This is a genomic window from Pseudomonas sp. RGM 3321 (genome assembly GCF_022836805.1).
Classification (GTDB): Bacteria; Pseudomonadota; Gammaproteobacteria; order Pseudomonadales; family Pseudomonadaceae; genus Aquipseudomonas.
This window is the reverse complement of record NZ_JALHBH010000091.1, coordinates 53,483-68,290: the sequence shown is the minus strand read 5'-3', so window position 1 is coordinate 68,290 and position 14,808 is coordinate 53,483. Positions and strand designations below refer to the sequence as shown.

The following is a 14,808-nucleotide window of genomic DNA, read 5'->3' as shown; positions in this document are numbered from 1 at the left end:
CTTACGAAAGCCGATGTTGCCTTCAAGGTACGCTTTGACGACGGTGAGTTTGAATTGCTCTGAATACTTGGCCATTTGAACACCCCCATTAGGTCGGATTGGTGTCCAACTTCTTGGGGGCAGTCCAGGGAGTACACATTGCCCTCGTAGGAGCGAACTTGTTCGCGAAGAGGCCGGCATGATCGCCGAAAATGCCTCGTCTGAAACACCGTCGTCGCGAACAAGCCAAGCGCCGCCCGGTGCGCTCCTACGCCCGGCGGGCAGGAGCCGAAAGGCACGTAATCAGTGCTCTCCAAGACCTGTATATAACGCTGCCCGTGGAAGCGATAACCATGCGGCTGGACACATCAGGTGCACCTTTTTCACTTCGTTCAGCTGGCTTCCATCGGTAGCCGCTAGAGCATCCTGCCGGGCTCCGGTAACATGCGCGCCTGATTCAATCGCTCGCAAGGGCGTTCCAATTGAGGAGTCGCAATGCTGCCTTACCCGCAGATTGACCCGGTAGCCGTCGCTATCGGCCCGCTGCAAATTCACTGGTACGGGTTGATGTACCTGGTCGGCATCGGTGGCGCCTGGCTGCTCGCGTCGCGTCGTCTCAACAAATTCGACCCGACCTGGACCAAGGAAAAACTCTCTGACCTGATTTTCTGGCTGGCCATGGGCGTGATCGTCGGCGGGCGGCTGGGCTATGTGCTGTTCTACGACCTGTCAGCCTACATCGCCAATCCTCTATTGATATTCGAGGTCTGGAAGGGCGGCATGGCGTTCCATGGCGGCTTTGTCGGTGTGATGATTGCAGCCTGGTGGTTTGGCAAACGCAACGGTAAGAGCTTCTTCCAGCTGATGGACTTCGTCGCCCCGCTGGTGCCAATCGGCCTGGGTGCCGGGCGTATCGGCAACTTCATCAATGCCGAGCTGTGGGGCAAGCCAACCGACGTGCCGTGGGCCATGGTTTTCCCGCCATTCAGCGATCCTGCGCAACTGGCGCGTCATCCTTCGCAGCTATATCAGTTCGCACTGGAAGGCGTGGCACTGTTCATCATCCTCAATCTTTACGCCCGCAAGCCGCGCCCGACCATGGCCGTTTCCGGCATGTTCGCGCTGTTCTACGGCATCTTCCGCTTTGTGGTCGAATTCGTCCGCGTCCCTGATGCCCAGCTGGGCTATCTGGCGTGGGGCTGGGTGACCATGGGTCAGATCCTCAGCCTGCCGATGATCATTGCCGGTCTGTTCCTGATCTGGCTGGCCTACAAGCGCGATCCGTCCGCCAGCAAGGCAGCGGCTTAACACCGAAACGCCGGGTGACAACGCCCGGCGCGTTCAACAAGGCAGGTGATTTATGAAGCAATATCTGGAACTGGTCGCGCATGTGATCAAGCACGGCACCTTGCAAGCCAACCGTACCGGCGTGAACACCATCAGCTTTCCGGGTGCGATGCTGCGTTATGACTTGCAGGAAGGCTTTCCGGCCATCACCACACGGCGCATGGCATTCAAATCGGCCATCGGCGAAATGGTCGGCTTCCTGCGTGGCGTGAACAATGCTGCCGAATTCCGCGAATTGGGCTGCAAGGTCTGGGACCAGAACGCCAACGAAAACGCCCAGTGGCTGAACAACCCGTTCCGCAAGGGCGAGGATGACCTCGGCGAAATCTATGGCGTGCAGTGGCGCAAGTGGCCTGCCTACAAGCGTATCGATGCTGGCAATGTCGCAGCCATCGAACTGGCGCTTGGTCAGGGTTATCGCCAGATTGCCGAATCGGAAGAAGACGGTCAGTCGTTCGTAGTGCTGTACAAGGCCATCGACCAGATTCGCCAATGCGTCGACACCATCATCAATGACCCAGGCAGCCGCCGGATCCTGTTCCACGGCTGGAACTGCGCACAGCTCGATGAAATGGCCCTGCCGCCGTGCCACCTGCTGTACCAGCTGCACCCGAACCCGCAGACCCGCGAAATCTCGCTGACGCTGTACATCCGCTCCAACGACCTGGGGCTCGGCACGCCGTTCAACCTGACCGAAGGCGCCGCGCTGCTCAGCCTCATCGGCCGTCTGACCGGCTACACACCTCGCTGGTTCACCTACTTCATCGGCGACGCTCATGTGTACGAAAACCACCTGGACATGCTCAACGAGCAGATGACCCGCGAGCCGTACCCGATGCCGAAACTGGTGATCTCCGACCGCGTGCCGGAATTCGCCAAGACCGGTGTGTATCAGCCTGAATGGCTGGAACTGATCGAGCCTTCGGACTTCACCCTGGAAGGCTATCAGCACCACCCGGCGATGACGGCGCCGATGGCGGTTTAAGTCCGTAAGAGCGAATTGAGCGTTGTGCTATAGTTTTGGCGTAAGTCCCCTGACCCTGTTCAATGGAATCGACTATGTTTTTCAATCGGATTGGACATCGTAGTGATACGAAGAAGGCTGAAGATGAAGCCTTCATGCAGGCAATCAAGAACATCGACACTCTTGTGGTTAGGGGCGGCCGCATGTCCATGGACGCCAAAGAAATCGAAGGTTTGGTTCGCTCCTCCCGCGACAAGGCTAAAAAACTGGTCACTCCGCAAGCCGAATCCTGATAAATGGCTTTTTTACTTCTGCTGCCACTACTCGTCAGCGGCTTTTTGGTGTGCCTGAAAGATCCCACCATTTACTGCAGGTTGCATCGCTATGAGGGCCAGATGCTTTATCTGCAGGTGGGCCGTTATGGGATTTACTGCTTTGTAGCGGCCATGTCTGCCACCGCAGTCCTTGCAGGACTGTTCTCGCATGACTGGGGTGTGTTGTGTCCCGAATGGCTCCAAACGGCGAGCGCGACCTCCCCACTCTGTTTTGCCGTGAACACCGATTTCATGGGCGCTTTAAGTCAGGTAGGGCAGGATTTCGACATCACTGGCAGGAATTTTAGCCAAGTGGGTGTGTTCCTTGCCTTGTCAGGTTTACTGACCTTTGTGATGCCAGACCTAGGGGCTTTTCTTACTGTCAGGATTCTCAAGTGGCAACTGGGTGCCAGAAAAAAAGAAGAAATTGTGGCCTACCTGCTGGGTGAGTCTGTAGATCACAGCCCTATCTGCTCGACGCTTTTCGATGCATTTGTCGACAAGGACGAAGTGATGATCACGATGGTGGATCGAAAGGTCTACGTCGGTTACATCATGGACGTCGGAGCCCCCACCGAAGTGACGGGTGTGAATCAGGAGATTCTGCTCATACCCACCGTCAGTGGCTATCGGGATAAAGACACCCTTAAAGTCGTGTACACGACCGATTATCCGAGTGATACACCGCTCAGGCCTATTGGTTTTCGGCAGGAAAATATCGTCTCGATCAGCGTCTTCAGCGAGGAAGTACGCGAATCGTTCAAGCGTGTTGATTCTGAGCGGGCGGGTGAAGAGGCAGCGAAAGAGAAAGCTGCCAAGGATCAGCTCGTCAAGGCGATCACCGAGCTTGTGGCGGTGGTGCAGGCTGCGCAGCGCTGAACCAGAGATCTCAAACCCGTCTCAATGCCCATGACTCCTCCCCACATGTGAAGGCTCGCCCTCTGGCGCTGCCACAGCGCCCGTCACTTCCAGCCTCTCCAGTATCGCGCAATGTTCTGTCGTGCCATCGCTGCAGCGGCGGCGCAGGTCGAGCAGTTGTTCCTGGAGCGCTTGCAGGCTGGCGACGCGGGCGTTGACGTGTTCGATGTGTTCGTCGATCAGCGCATTGACGCTTTCGCACTGGTCCTGCGGGCTGTCGCGCAGGTTGAGCAGGCTGCGGATTTCTCCAAGGGTCATGTCCAGGCTGCGGCAATTGCGGATGAACGACAGGCGCTCCGTGTGTGCCTGGGTGTACAGCCGGTAGTTGCCATCGCTGCGAGCAGGTGCGGGCAGCAGGCCTTCGCGCTCGTAATAGCGGATGGTTTCGACCTGTGTGTCGGTCAGTTTTGCCAGTTCGCCGATTTTCATTTGGACTCATCTCGTTTGAGTGCTTGACCCTATAGTGGCTACAGGGTGTTCACTTGGCAACAAGCAGAATCCTGGAGCCACAACGAATGGGCACGACGATCAAGAACCCCCCCGCACATGACCATGATCATGACCATGATCACGGCGAGCACGCGCACGAGCAAAAACCCGTGGAGCATGCGCATTCGTGCTGCTCCAGCGAGGCACAGCCTGCCGTAGTGACCTTTGGCGAAGCGCCAGCAGCGGGCGGTCGTCTGAGCAGCTTCCGTATCGAGGCAATGGATTGCCCCACCGAGCAGACGCTGATCCAGAACAAACTGGGCAAGCTGGCCGGTGTGCAGAAGCTGGAATTCAACCTGATCAACCGCATGCTGGGCGTCTGGCACGATCTGCCGTCCACCGACCCGATTCGTGAGGCCATCAGTTCGCTGGGCATGCAGGCCGAGCCGGTCGAGGAGGGCGCAGCGTCTGACCAACCGGTGCCGGTGGTGAAGAAACACTGGTGGCCGCTGGCATTGTCCGGCGTTACTGCGCTTGGCGCTGAAGTGGTCCATCTGGCGTCACTCGGCCCTACCTGGGTCGTTGCGCTGCTGGCACTGGTGTCGATCTTCAGTTGCGGGCTGACGACCTACAAGAAGGGCTGGATCGCGCTCAAGAACTTCAACCTGAATATCAATGCCCTGATGAGCATTGCGGTGACCGGTGCAATTCTGATCGGGCAGTGGCCTGAAGCGGCGATGGTAATGTTCCTGTTTACCATTGCCGAGTTGATCGAAGCCAAGTCGCTGGATCGGGCGCGCAATGCGATCAGTGGCCTGATGCAGTTGACGCCAGAGCTTGCCACCGTCAAGCAGGCGGATGGCAGTTGGCAGGAAGTCGAAGCCAAAAACGTCGAGCTGGAGGCTATCGTCCGGATCAAGCCCGGCGAGCGTGTCGGCCTTGATGGTGAAGTGGTGTCTGGTAGCTCTACCATCGATCAGGCATCGATCACCGGTGAAAGTCTGCCGGTGGAGAAGACCGTCGGCGATAAGGTTTTCGCGGGCACCATCAACCAGGCGGGTTCACTGGAATACCGTGTTACTGCGGCGGCAAACAACTCGACGCTGGCGCGCATCATTCATGCGGTGGAAGCGGCTCAGGGTTCGCGTGCGCCGACCCAGCGCTTTGTCGACAGCTTCTCGCGTATCTACACGCCGGTGGTATTCGTCGTCGCGTTGGCGTTGGCGTTGGTCGCACCGCTGTTCTTTGGCGGCGAATGGTATGACTGGATCTACCGGGCGCTGGTGCTGCTGGTAGTGGCCTGCCCATGTGCGCTGGTGATTTCCACGCCGGTGACCATCGTCAGTGGTCTGGCGGCAGCGGCGCGCAAGGGGATTTTGATCAAGGGTGGCGTTTATCTGGAAATGGGCGAGAAGCTCGATTACCTGGCGCTGGATAAAACCGGCACGCTGACCCACGGCAAGCCGGTGCAGACCGACTATGTGCCGTTGAACCCCGCAGTCGCCGACAGCGCGCCTGCCATCGCCGCGAGCCTTGCGGGTCGTTCAGATCACCCTGTTTCCCAGGCCATTGCCAAGGCCGCCGATGGCAGCCTGACGCTGCATGAAGTCAGTGCGTTCGAGGCGTTGGGTGGCCGCGGTGTGAAAGGCGAGATCAATGGCCAGATGTATCACCTGGGCAACCATCGCCTGGTTGAAGAACTGGGCCTGTGCTCGCCAGAGCTGGAAGCCAGGCTCGATGCGTTGGAAATGCAGGGCAAGACCGTGGTGCTGTTGCTCGATGCATCTGGGCCGATTGCGCTGTTTGCGGTGGCTGACACTGTCAAGGAGACCAGCCGCGAAGCCATTGCTCAGTTGCATGATCTGGGCATCAAGACGGTCATGCTGACCGGTGATAACCCGCACACGGCCAAGGCGATTGCCGATCAGGTCGGCATCGACGAAGCGCAGGGCAATCTGCTGCCTGCCGACAAGCTCAGTGCGATCGAGGCGCTTTACAGCCGCAATCACCGGGTGGGCATGGTCGGTGACGGTATCAATGATGCCCCTGCGCTGGCCCGTGCGGAGATCGGTTTCGCGATGGCCGCTGCAGGCACCGATACAGCCATCGAGACAGCAGATGTCGCCCTGATGGACGATGATCTGCGCAAGATACCTACCTTTATTGCGCTTTCGCGCCGGACATCGGCGGTGCTCAAGCAGAATATTGTGTTGGCCATCGTGACCAAGGTGCTGTTCATCGGCATCACCTTCGCGGGTCTGGCGACCATGTGGATGGCGGTGTTTGCCGACATGGGCGTGAGCTTGCTGGTGGTGTTCAACGGCTTGCGCTTGCTCAAGAAGTGATCAGGCGGAGCGTCCGGAACGGCATTCCCACGCGGAGCGCGGGAACGATAATCGTGGCCACCGGCTCCGATCACTGACTATCGCTCCCACGCTCCGCGTGGTAGCGCCTTTCTGGACGCTCTGCGTCCGACGTTGTCAGCCGAACCGCTCCTCTCCCCAGGCGATGAAGGTTTCCAGCAGGGGCTTGAGCACGGCGCGGGTCGGCTCGGCCAGGTCCGAGCGGTAGTGGAAGGGCACGAACTCGTCCATATAGGTGCTTTGCGCCAGCTCCAGCTGTACCGCATGGATGTTGTTGGCCGGGTCGCCATAGTGGCGGGTGATGTGGCCGCCTTTGAAGCGCCCGTTCAATACATGGCTGTAGTCTTTGGCCGCAGCGCAGACCTGCTCCATTCGGCTGGCCAGCTCCGGGTCGCAGCTTGCACCATTGAAGGTGCCGAGGTTGAAGTCCGGCAGGCGACCGTCGAACAAATGCGGGATGTGCCCGCGAATCGAGTGGGCGTCGAACAGCAGCGCATAGCCGAACTCATCACGCATCCGCTGCAGCTCCTGCTTTAGCGTCTGGTGATAGGGCGTCCAGATCTGCGGCAGATACAGCGCCCGCTCTTCGGCACTCGGCGTCTGACCATCTTTGAACAGCGGCACGCCATCGAACAGAATCGACGGGAACAGGCCAGTGGTCGCGCCAGCGTACATCGGTTTGTCGTCAGCGGGCCGGTTCAGGTCGATGACAAAACGCGAGTACTCGGCGGCAAGGGTGCTCGCGCCCAATTCGGCGGCGAAGTCATACAGGCGCGGAATGTGCCAGTCGGTGTCCGGCAGGCTCAGGGCTTCGTCCACCAGCGCGGCTTCGACCACCGGGGTCAGTAGCAGGCCGGCATGCGGCATGCTGATCAGCAGCGGAACGCGACCACGTTTGAATGTCAGAACGTTATCCACAGGGCTCTCCTTCAGATCGATGATTCGACGCCGTGGCGCACGATGCGTTTGTCCAGATCGCCGCCCAGCCAGTACGCCAGATCAGCCGGTCGCTCAATGTTCCAGGCGACGAAATCCGCTACCTTGCCGACTTCCAGCGAGCCGTGGGTCGCGCTCATGCCCAGTGCCTTGGCGGCATTGAATGTCACACCCGCCAGTGCCTCTTCAAGTGTCATGCGAAACAGCGTGCAGGCCATGTTGAGCATCAGGCGCAATGACAGCCCCGGCGAAGTGCCAGGGTTTAGGTCGGTGGCAATGGCAATCGGCACGCCGTGCTTGCGCAGCGCGTCCATTGGCGGCAGTTGCGTTTCACGGAGGAAGTAAAACGCCCCCGGCAGCAGCACCGCGACGGTTCCAGCAGCGGCCATGGCGATGGCGTCGTCTTCGGTCATGAACTCCAGATGATCCGCCGACAGCGACTTGTAACGTGCCGCGAGGCTTGAGCCACCCAATGAGGACAGCTGCTCGGCATGCAGTTTGACCGGCAGCGCCAGCTGCCCTGCGCTGATGAATACCTGCTCGACCTGTGCAGGCGAAAACGCCAGGTATTCACAGAAAGCGTCCACGGCATCCACCAGCCCTTCGGCAGCCAGTGCCGGCAGCATGTCGTTGCAGATGTGATTGATGTAGTCGTCGGCGCGATCCGCGTATTCCGGTGGCAGGGCGTGGGCGGCCAGGCAGGTGGCGCGCACGGTGACCGGTTGGGTATTGCCCAGGCGGCGGATCACCCGCAGGATCTTGCGCTCGTTCTCCAGGTCCAGCCCGTAGCCCGACTTCATCTCGACGGTAGTCACGCCGTCCTTGAGCAAGTGCCGCAAGCGCCGCTCGGCGCTGGCGTACAGCTCATCTTCACTGGCCGCACGAGTCGCGCGCACCGTGCTGGCAATACCGCCGCCTGCTGCGGCAATCTCGGCGTAACTCACACCCTGCAGACGCTGCTCGAACTCACCGCTGCGGTTGCCGCCAAACACTGTGTGCGTGTGGCAGTCGATCAGACCGGGCGTCACCCATGCGCCGCCCAGATCGATGCAGTTGTCATGCTCCTGCTCGGCCAGCTCGGTTTCAGGCCCGATCCACTCGATGAGCGCTCCGGAGGTCACGATGGCGGCATGCTCGATGATCGAGTATTTACCGTGCGCCATGCTTGCGATGTGACAGTGTTTCCAGAGCGTTTTCATTCCGGGCCTCGTTGATCAATGAGTGTTGTTGAGCGCCTTTGGCTTGACCCACACCCCGTAGGCGATGAGCAGCAGCACAATCCAGATTGCGCCGACGATCAAGGCTGCACGGTTGTCCGGGAAGTAGCCCAGCACGCCGAAGATGAACAGCATGAAGACGATGGCGGCGGCCGGCCCGTAAGGCCAGAACGGCACCGCGAATTTCAGTTGTGCGGCCTCTTCGCGGTTCATCGAACGGCGCATGGCAACCTGGGTGAGCAGAATCATCAGCCAGACCCAGACCGTGGCAAACGTTGCCAGCGAAGCGATCAGCAGGAACACGTCCTTGGGGATCAGGTAGTTGAGCAGCACGCCGCCCAGCAGCGCTATACCCATGACCAATACGGTCATCCACGGCACGCCATGCCGTGACAGGCGGGCAAAACTGGCGGGCGCCTGACCTTCACGGGCCAGGCCATACATCATGCGGCCTGCGCCGAAGATGTCGCTGTTGATGGCCGACACCGCAGCAGAGATGACCACGATATTGAGGATAGTCGCCGCCGACGCAATGCCCAGATTGTCGAAAATCTGCACGAACGGGCTGCCTTGGGTGCCGATCTGCGGCCACGGGTAAATGCACATCAGCACAAACAGTGTCAGCACATAGAACAGCAGAATGCGCAGCGGTACGGCGTTGATCGCCTGTGGCAGGCTGCGTTGCGGGTCTTTGGCTTCGCCTGCGGTGATGCCGATGATTTCGATGCCGCCGAAGGCAAACATCACCACTGCAAACGAGGCGATCAGGCCGGTGACGCCGTTGGGCATGAAGCCGCCGTGCGCCCACAGGTTGCTGATGCCTATTTCGGTGCCGCTGGTCGAGCTGCCGATGCCGAAGATCATGATGCCGAAGCCTGCGACGATCATTGCCACGATGGCGCTGACCTTGAGGATCGACAGCCAGAACTCGGTTTCACCAAAGACTTTCACGTTGCACAGGTTGAGCGCGCCGATCAGAAAGACGATGCCCAGCACCCAGATCCAGCGCGGCACCTCCGGAAACCAGAAGCCCATGTAAATGCCGAATGCGGTCACGTCGGCGAGGCAGACAATGATCATTTCGAATGCGTAGGTCCAGCCCAGTACGAAACCGGCCAGCGGGCCCATGTAGCGCGTGGCGTAATGGCTGAACGAGCCGGAAACCGGGTCGTGAACGGCCATTTCGCCCAGCGCGCGCATCACCATGTACACCGCCGCGCCGCCAATCAGGTACGCCAGCAATACGGCCGGACCGGCCTGTTGAATCGCCGAGGCCGAGCCGTAGAACAACCCTGTGCCGATGGCAGAGCCCAGGGCCATGAAGCGGATGTGGCGGGCGGATAACCCGCGTTTCAAACCATCTTGTGACGTCATTTCAGGTCCATTTCATTACATACAGGTATGGCAAAAGCCGCGAAAACGCCTGCAACCGGCTTCCCGCAGCAATGACCAAAGCGAGCCCTGCCAGGCTCGCGGTACATCACAAACTCGGTAGCAGACGTGCAGGAACCAGCGGGTTCAGGCAAGTGGAGGACAACAGCTGGCTGGCAGCTTCGATGTCCGGTGCAAAAAAACGGTCCTTTTCATAGAACGGGACCTTGCTGCGCAGCAGGCTGCGGGCTTGCTCCAGTTTCGGAGAGGTTTTCAGACCCTCACGCAAGTCCAGACCCTGGCAGGCAGCCAACCATTCTACGGCAAGAATCCCGCGAACGTTTTCTGCCATTTCCCATAACCGCTTGCCTGCGGCCGGGGCCATCGACACATGGTCTTCCTGATTGGCTGATGTCGGCAGGCTGTCGACGCTGTGCGGATGAGCCAGCGCCTTGTTTTCACTGGCCAGCGCGGCGGCTGTCACCTGCGCGATCATGAAGCCGGAATTGACCCCGCCGTTGGCGACCAGGAAGGGCGGCAGCTGCGACATGTGCTTGTCCATCATCAGCGAAATACGCCGTTCGCTGAGCGAGCCGATCTCGGCAATGGCCAATGCCAGATTGTCTGCGGCCATGGCGACCGGCTCGGCGTGAAAATTGCCACCGGATATGACGTCGTTCTCGGCGGCGAACACCAGCGGGTTGTCGGACACCGCGTTGGCTTCGATTTCCAGCACCTCGGCGGCCTGACGCAGCTGGGTCAGGCATGCGCCCATGACCTGTGGCTGGCAGCGCAACGAGTAGGGGTCCTGAACCTTGTCGCAGTTGCGGTGCGACTCGGACACGCCGCTGCTTTCGCCCAACAGGTCACGGTAGCAGGCCGCCGCGTCGATCTGCCCGCGCTGCCCGCGTGCGGCATGAATGCGCGCGTCGAAGGGCGAGCGCGAACCGAGTACCGCCTCAACGGTCAGAGAGCCGCAAGTCAGAGCCGCAGCGAACAGGTCTTCGCCTTCGAACAGGCCGCGCAATGCGTAGGCGCTAGACACTTGCGTGCCGTTGAGCAGCGCCAATCCTTCCTTGGCCGCCAGGGTCAGCGGTTGCAGCCCGGCAGCCGCCAGCGCATCGACGCCGTTCAGCCATTCGCCCTTGTAGCGCGCCTTGCCTTCGCCCAGCAGCACCAGCGACATGTGCGCCAGCGGCGCCAGGTCACCGGAAGCACCGACCGAGCCCTTGAGCGGAATATGCGGGTAGACCTCGGCATTGATCAGCGCAATCAGGGCGTCGATGACCACTCGCCGAATGCCCGAGAAGCCGCGGCTCAGGCTGTTGACCTTGAGCACCATGATCACGCGCACCAGATCATCGCTGATCGGCTGACCAACACCGGCCGCATGCGACAGCACCAGCGAACGCTGCAGGTTTTCCAGGTCCTCGCTGGCGATTCGTGTCGAGGCCAGCAAGCCAAAGCCGGTGTTGATGCCGTAGGCGGTGCGGTTCTCGGCCAGAATGCGTTCGACACAGGCGACGCTGTCGTCGATCTGCTGGTCTGCGCTGCTGTCCAGCGTCAGGCTGACCGGCTGCTGATGAATGGCGCGCAATTGCGCCAGGGTCAGTTGGCCGGGGATCAGGTTCAGCGTCTTGGCAGATAAGGTGGTCACGATGCAGCTACTCCTTGATTGATGTCAGCAACGGCGTGTGGCCGTCAGCCGCTTTTTATAGGGTTGCCGCATGATCGCGGCAGTGCTGGAAAACCCTTTCCAGCGATGTTGCGTCTTTGAGCAGGGCCGCGCTGCTGGCGATATCAGGGGCCAGCCAGCGGTCTTCATCGTAGGCCGGAACCCGTTCGCGCAGCAGTCGCCACGCAGCCGCCGTACCCACGCCAAACCCTTGCGCCTTGAGGAATTCGAACGCCTGGGCCGCCAGCAAATACTCGATGGCCAAAATCTGCGTGACGTTGCCCAGCACCTTGTGCAGCTTGAGCGCGGCACTGGTGCCCAGGCTCAGATGGTCTTCCTGCAGGCCGGAGGTCACGTAGTTGTCGACCACCGCCGGTTGCGCCATCTGGCGGTTTTCCGCGCACAGCGAGGCGGCGACGTACTGAACGATCATCATCCCTGAATTGACCCCCGGCTGACTGACCAGAAACGCCGGCAGGCCGCTGACCATCGGGTTGATCAGGCGGTCTAGACGTCGCTCGGCGATGGAGCCCAGCTCGGCCATCGCCATGCACAGCAGGTCTGCCGCCATGGCCACCGACTGGCCGTGTGGATTGGCCTGGGACACCACGCGCCAGTCTTCGGGCGTTCCAAGAAGCATGGGGTTGTCGGTGACCGAGTTCAGTTCGGTCTCGATCTGGCGGGTGGCATGAGCCAGTTGGTCACGGGTTGCGCCATGCACTTGGGGAATCGAGCGGATGCTCAGCGCGTCCTGAGTACGAATGCCCTGGCTGCTGGCAAGCACTTCGCTGCCCGCCAACACGCTGCGCAGGTTCTTGCCCACCTGCTGCATACCGGGATGCGGCTTGAGGGCAAGAATGCTTTCATCGAATGCGTCCAGCTGACCGCCCAGGGCTTCAAAGGTCATCGCACCGATCACGTCGGCCCATTGGCTCAGGCGCTCGGCATCGGCGATGGCCAGGCAGCTCAGGCCGGTCATGCACGGCGTACCATTGACCAGACACAAGCCGTCTTTGGCACCGAGGATGACCGGAACCAGACCTTCTTCGTCCAAGGCCTGCTCAGCCGGGACGATCTGCCCGCGATAGCTGACCTGACCGATGCCCAGTAACGCGATACCGACGTGCGCCATGTGGGTCAGGTAACCCACCGAACCCTGCGATGGCACGTGTGGCGTAATACCGCGGTTGAGCAAGGCAAGCAGCGCTTCGACCACTTGCCGGTGAATGCCGGATTTGCCCAGGCTGTAATTGAGGATTGCGGCGCAGATGATTGCGCGAGTTTGCTCGTCGGCCAGCGGCGTACCCACGCCGCAGGCATGGCTGAGCAGGGTATTGCGCGACAGGCGACTGAGCTGTTCGCCTTGCAGCGAAACGTTGCACAGCGCGCCAAGCCCAGTGTTCACGCCATAGGCGCGTTCGCCGCTGACGACGATCTGCTGCACGATGGCCTGCGCGTTATCGATCCGCGCCCAGGCGGCATCCGACAACACCAGTTGCGCGCCTTGCCGGGCTACGGCGACTACGTCCTGCCAGCCCAGCGGGGCTTCACCGATGACGATCTGTTCTGCTCGCGACATCTGCAACAGTCCTTAAAGGGTGGCCACGCGGCGCTGAACGAAACGGTCCACGTAATCGTCGGCTGGCGAGTGAAGGATTTCTTTCGGTGTACCGACCTGAATCAATCGGCCGTCCTTGAGGATCGCGATGCGATTGCCGATGCGTACCGCTTCATCCAGGTCGTGGGTAATGAACACGATGGTCTTGTGCAGGCTGGCTTGCAGTTCCAGCAGTTGGTCCTGCATCTCGGCGCGAATCAACGGGTCGAGGGCGCTGAAGGCTTCGTCCATGAGGATGATGTCGGTGTCGGCCGCCAGTGCTCGTGCCAGACCGACGCGCTGGCGCATGCCACCGGAAAGCTGGTGCGGGTATTTGTTTTCGTAGCCCTTCAGGCCGACGGTCTTGACCCAGTGCTGCGCGCGTTCCTGGCACAGCGCCTTGCTCTCGCCGCGCACTTTCAGGCCGTACGCGACGTTGGCCAGCACGGTCTTGTGCGGCAGCAGGCCGAAGCTCTGGAACACCATGCTGATCTTGTGCCGACGGAATTGGCGCAGCGCCTCCATGTCGTAGCGCAAGATGTCTTCGCCATCGACCAGAATCTCGCCGCTGGTAGGGTCGATCAGGCGGTTGAAGTGGCGTACCAGCGTCGATTTTCCGGAACCGGACAGGCCCATGATGACGAAGATTTCGCCACTGCCGATCGACAGCGACAGGTCGTTCACCCCGACCACGCAGCCAGTTTGCGCCAGTACCTGATCCTTGCTCTGGTTCTGTTTGATCAGCGCCAGTGCTTCCTTTGAGCGGTTGCCAAAAATCTTGAATACGTTTTTAACGACGATCTTGTTCGGTTCCACGCTGCTCATTTGTGCGCCTCATGCCGTGGGCGGCCATAGGCCTGCGTGATTCGGTCGATGACGACCGCCAGAATGACGATGGCCAGACCCGCTTCCAGCCCGCGACCGACGTTAAGCGTCTGAATGCCCACCAGCACGTCTTCGCCAAGCCCGCGTGCGCCGATCATCGAGGCAATGACCACCATCGACAGCGCCATCATGGTTGTCTGGTTGATCCCGGCCATGATGCTCGGCATGGCCAGCGGCAGTTGCACGCCAAACAGTTGCTGCCAGCGGTTGGCACCGAAGGCGTTGATGGCTTCCATCACTTCGCCGTCAACCTGACGAATGCCCAGGTCGGTCAGACGAATCAATGGCGGTGCGGCGTAGATCACCGTGGCGAAGATAGCCGGGACCTTGCCCAGGCCGAACAGCATAAGCACCGGAATCAGGTAAACGAAGCTGGGCATGGTCTGCATGATGTCCAGCAGCGGCATCAGCACCGAGCGCAGGCGATTGCTGCGCGCGGAGAGAATGCCCAGTGGAATGCCGATCAGTACCGCAATGATCGTGGCGACCAGCATCAGCGCCAATGTCTGCATCAGCTTGTCCCACAATCCGACCGCGCCGACCAGAAACAGCAGGCCGACGATCACCACCGTGGTGACGATTTTGCGCGTCGCGTGCCAGGCAATGCCGCCGACAATGATCAGCATCAGCCACCACGGTGCCATGCGCAGCAGGCTTTCGAGGTTGACGATGGCCCATAGCAGGGTGTCGGAGATGTGCCGGAACACATCGCCATACTGAGTCACCAGCGAGTCGACCCCGTCGTTGACCCAGTTGGCGATCGAGAAAGTGAAGCTTTCAGGAAACATAAGCGGCTCTCAAATGAGGTGTGTC

General features: G+C 60.4%; 13 protein-coding genes. 5 read left to right on the top strand and 8 right to left on the bottom strand.

All coding sequences use genetic code 11. The features are described 5' to 3' along the window. The first annotated feature begins 474 nt into the window (after positions 1-474). The 4 genes from lgt to RGM3321_RS04660 all read left to right on the top strand — a co-directional run bounded on the left by lgt (position 475) and on the right by RGM3321_RS04660 (position 3,483). A complete protein-coding gene (gene lgt / locus RGM3321_RS04675) occupies positions 475-1,287 on the top strand; it encodes a prolipoprotein diacylglyceryl transferase (RefSeq protein WP_010434503.1) in 813 nt (270 codons plus the stop codon). Positions 1,288-1,339: 52 nt separating this feature from the next. After that, complete coding sequence (locus tag RGM3321_RS04670) at positions 1,340-2,311, top strand: thymidylate synthase (RefSeq protein ID WP_002555742.1); 972 nt, start codon at positions 1,340-1,342, stop codon at positions 2,309-2,311. A 74-nt stretch (positions 2,312-2,385) separates the two neighbouring features. After that, the gene (locus tag RGM3321_RS04665; protein WP_010434507.1) at positions 2,386-2,583 is read left to right on the top strand and encodes a hypothetical protein; all 198 of its coding nucleotides are present in this window, start codon (positions 2,386-2,388) and stop codon (positions 2,581-2,583) included. Positions 2,584-2,586: 3 nt separating this feature from the next. Further along, the gene (locus RGM3321_RS04660) at positions 2,587-3,483 is read left to right on the top strand and encodes a hypothetical protein (RefSeq protein ID WP_244391791.1); all 897 of its coding nucleotides are present in this window, start codon (positions 2,587-2,589) and stop codon (positions 3,481-3,483) included. Positions 3,484-3,504: 21 nt separating this feature from the next. Here RGM3321_RS04660 and cadR read toward each other — a convergent pair whose 3' ends face one another. Continuing rightward, on the bottom strand, positions 3,505-3,951 hold the full coding sequence (gene cadR, locus RGM3321_RS04655) for a Cd(II)/Pb(II)-responsive transcriptional regulator (protein WP_244391790.1): 447 nt from the start codon (positions 3,949-3,951) through the stop codon (positions 3,505-3,507). 86 nt (positions 3,952-4,037) lie between these two features. On the opposite strand from cadR, the gene RGM3321_RS04650 reads away from it, so the two are divergent. Beyond that, on the top strand, positions 4,038-6,296 hold the full coding sequence (locus RGM3321_RS04650; RefSeq protein WP_244391789.1) for a heavy metal translocating P-type ATPase: 2,259 nt from the start codon (positions 4,038-4,040) through the stop codon (positions 6,294-6,296). 135 nt (positions 6,297-6,431) lie between these two features. On the opposite strand, the gene hutG is transcribed toward RGM3321_RS04650, so the two are convergent. The 7 genes from hutG to RGM3321_RS04615 form a co-directional block, all read right to left on the bottom strand. Next, positions 6,432-7,232, bottom strand: coding sequence for an N-formylglutamate deformylase (gene hutG, locus RGM3321_RS04645; RefSeq protein ID WP_244391788.1), 801 nt, complete (start codon positions 7,230-7,232; stop codon positions 6,432-6,434). 11 nt (positions 7,233-7,243) lie between these two features. Further along, complete coding sequence (gene hutI / locus RGM3321_RS04640) at positions 7,244-8,449, bottom strand: imidazolonepropionase (protein WP_244391787.1); 1,206 nt, start codon at positions 8,447-8,449, stop codon at positions 7,244-7,246. A 15-nt stretch (positions 8,450-8,464) separates the two neighbouring features. Continuing rightward, positions 8,465-9,841: an amino acid permease gene (locus tag RGM3321_RS04635; protein ID WP_244391786.1), complete on the bottom strand. Its 1,377-nt coding sequence runs from the start codon at positions 9,839-9,841 to the stop codon at positions 8,465-8,467. 106 nt (positions 9,842-9,947) lie between these two features. Further along, a complete protein-coding gene (gene hutH / locus RGM3321_RS04630) occupies positions 9,948-11,495 on the bottom strand; it encodes a histidine ammonia-lyase (protein ID WP_244391785.1) in 1,548 nt (515 codons plus the stop codon). Positions 11,496-11,550: 55 nt separating this feature from the next. After that, positions 11,551-13,092: a histidine ammonia-lyase gene (gene hutH, locus RGM3321_RS04625; protein ID WP_244391784.1), complete on the bottom strand. Its 1,542-nt coding sequence runs from the start codon at positions 13,090-13,092 to the stop codon at positions 11,551-11,553. A gap of 12 nt (positions 13,093-13,104) precedes the next feature. Continuing rightward, positions 13,105-13,935, bottom strand: coding sequence for a glycine betaine/L-proline ABC transporter ATP-binding protein (locus tag RGM3321_RS04620; protein ID WP_244391783.1), 831 nt, complete (start codon positions 13,933-13,935; stop codon positions 13,105-13,107). Then, positions 13,932-14,783, bottom strand: a complete 852-nt coding sequence (locus RGM3321_RS04615) for a proline/glycine betaine ABC transporter permease (RefSeq protein ID WP_005733871.1) — start codon at positions 14,781-14,783, stop codon at positions 13,932-13,934. Before RGM3321_RS04615 ends, RGM3321_RS04620 begins: the two co-directional genes overlap by 4 nt. Positions 14,784-14,808: the final 25 nt, after the last annotated feature.

Bases quoted from the DNA above. Each gene is read 5' to 3' on its own strand.
- lgt (WP_010434503.1), top strand. From the start codon at position 475: ATGCTGCCTTACCCGCAGATTGACCCGGTAGCCGTCGCTATCGGCCCG.
- RGM3321_RS04670 (WP_002555742.1), top strand. From the start codon at position 1,340: ATGAAGCAATATCTGGAACTGGTCGCGCATGTGATCAAGCACGGCACC.
- RGM3321_RS04665 (WP_010434507.1), top strand. From the start codon at position 2,386: ATGTTTTTCAATCGGATTGGACATCGTAGTGATACGAAGAAGGCTGAA.
- RGM3321_RS04660 (WP_244391791.1), top strand. From the start codon at position 2,587: ATGGCTTTTTTACTTCTGCTGCCACTACTCGTCAGCGGCTTTTTGGTG.
- cadR (WP_244391790.1), bottom strand. From the start codon at position 3,951: ATGAAAATCGGCGAACTGGCAAAACTGACCGACACACAGGTCGAAACC.
- RGM3321_RS04650 (WP_244391789.1), top strand. From the start codon at position 4,038: ATGGGCACGACGATCAAGAACCCCCCCGCACATGACCATGATCATGAC.
- hutI (WP_244391787.1), bottom strand. From the start codon at position 8,449: ATGAAAACGCTCTGGAAACACTGTCACATCGCAAGCATGGCGCACGGT.
- RGM3321_RS04635 (WP_244391786.1), bottom strand. From the start codon at position 9,841: ATGACGTCACAAGATGGTTTGAAACGCGGGTTATCCGCCCGCCACATC.
- hutH (WP_244391784.1), bottom strand. From the start codon at position 13,092: ATGTCGCGAGCAGAACAGATCGTCATCGGTGAAGCCCCGCTGGGCTGG.
- RGM3321_RS04620 (WP_244391783.1), bottom strand. From the start codon at position 13,935: ATGAGCAGCGTGGAACCGAACAAGATCGTCGTTAAAAACGTATTCAAG.
- RGM3321_RS04615 (WP_005733871.1), bottom strand. From the start codon at position 14,783: ATGTTTCCTGAAAGCTTCACTTTCTCGATCGCCAACTGGGTCAACGAC.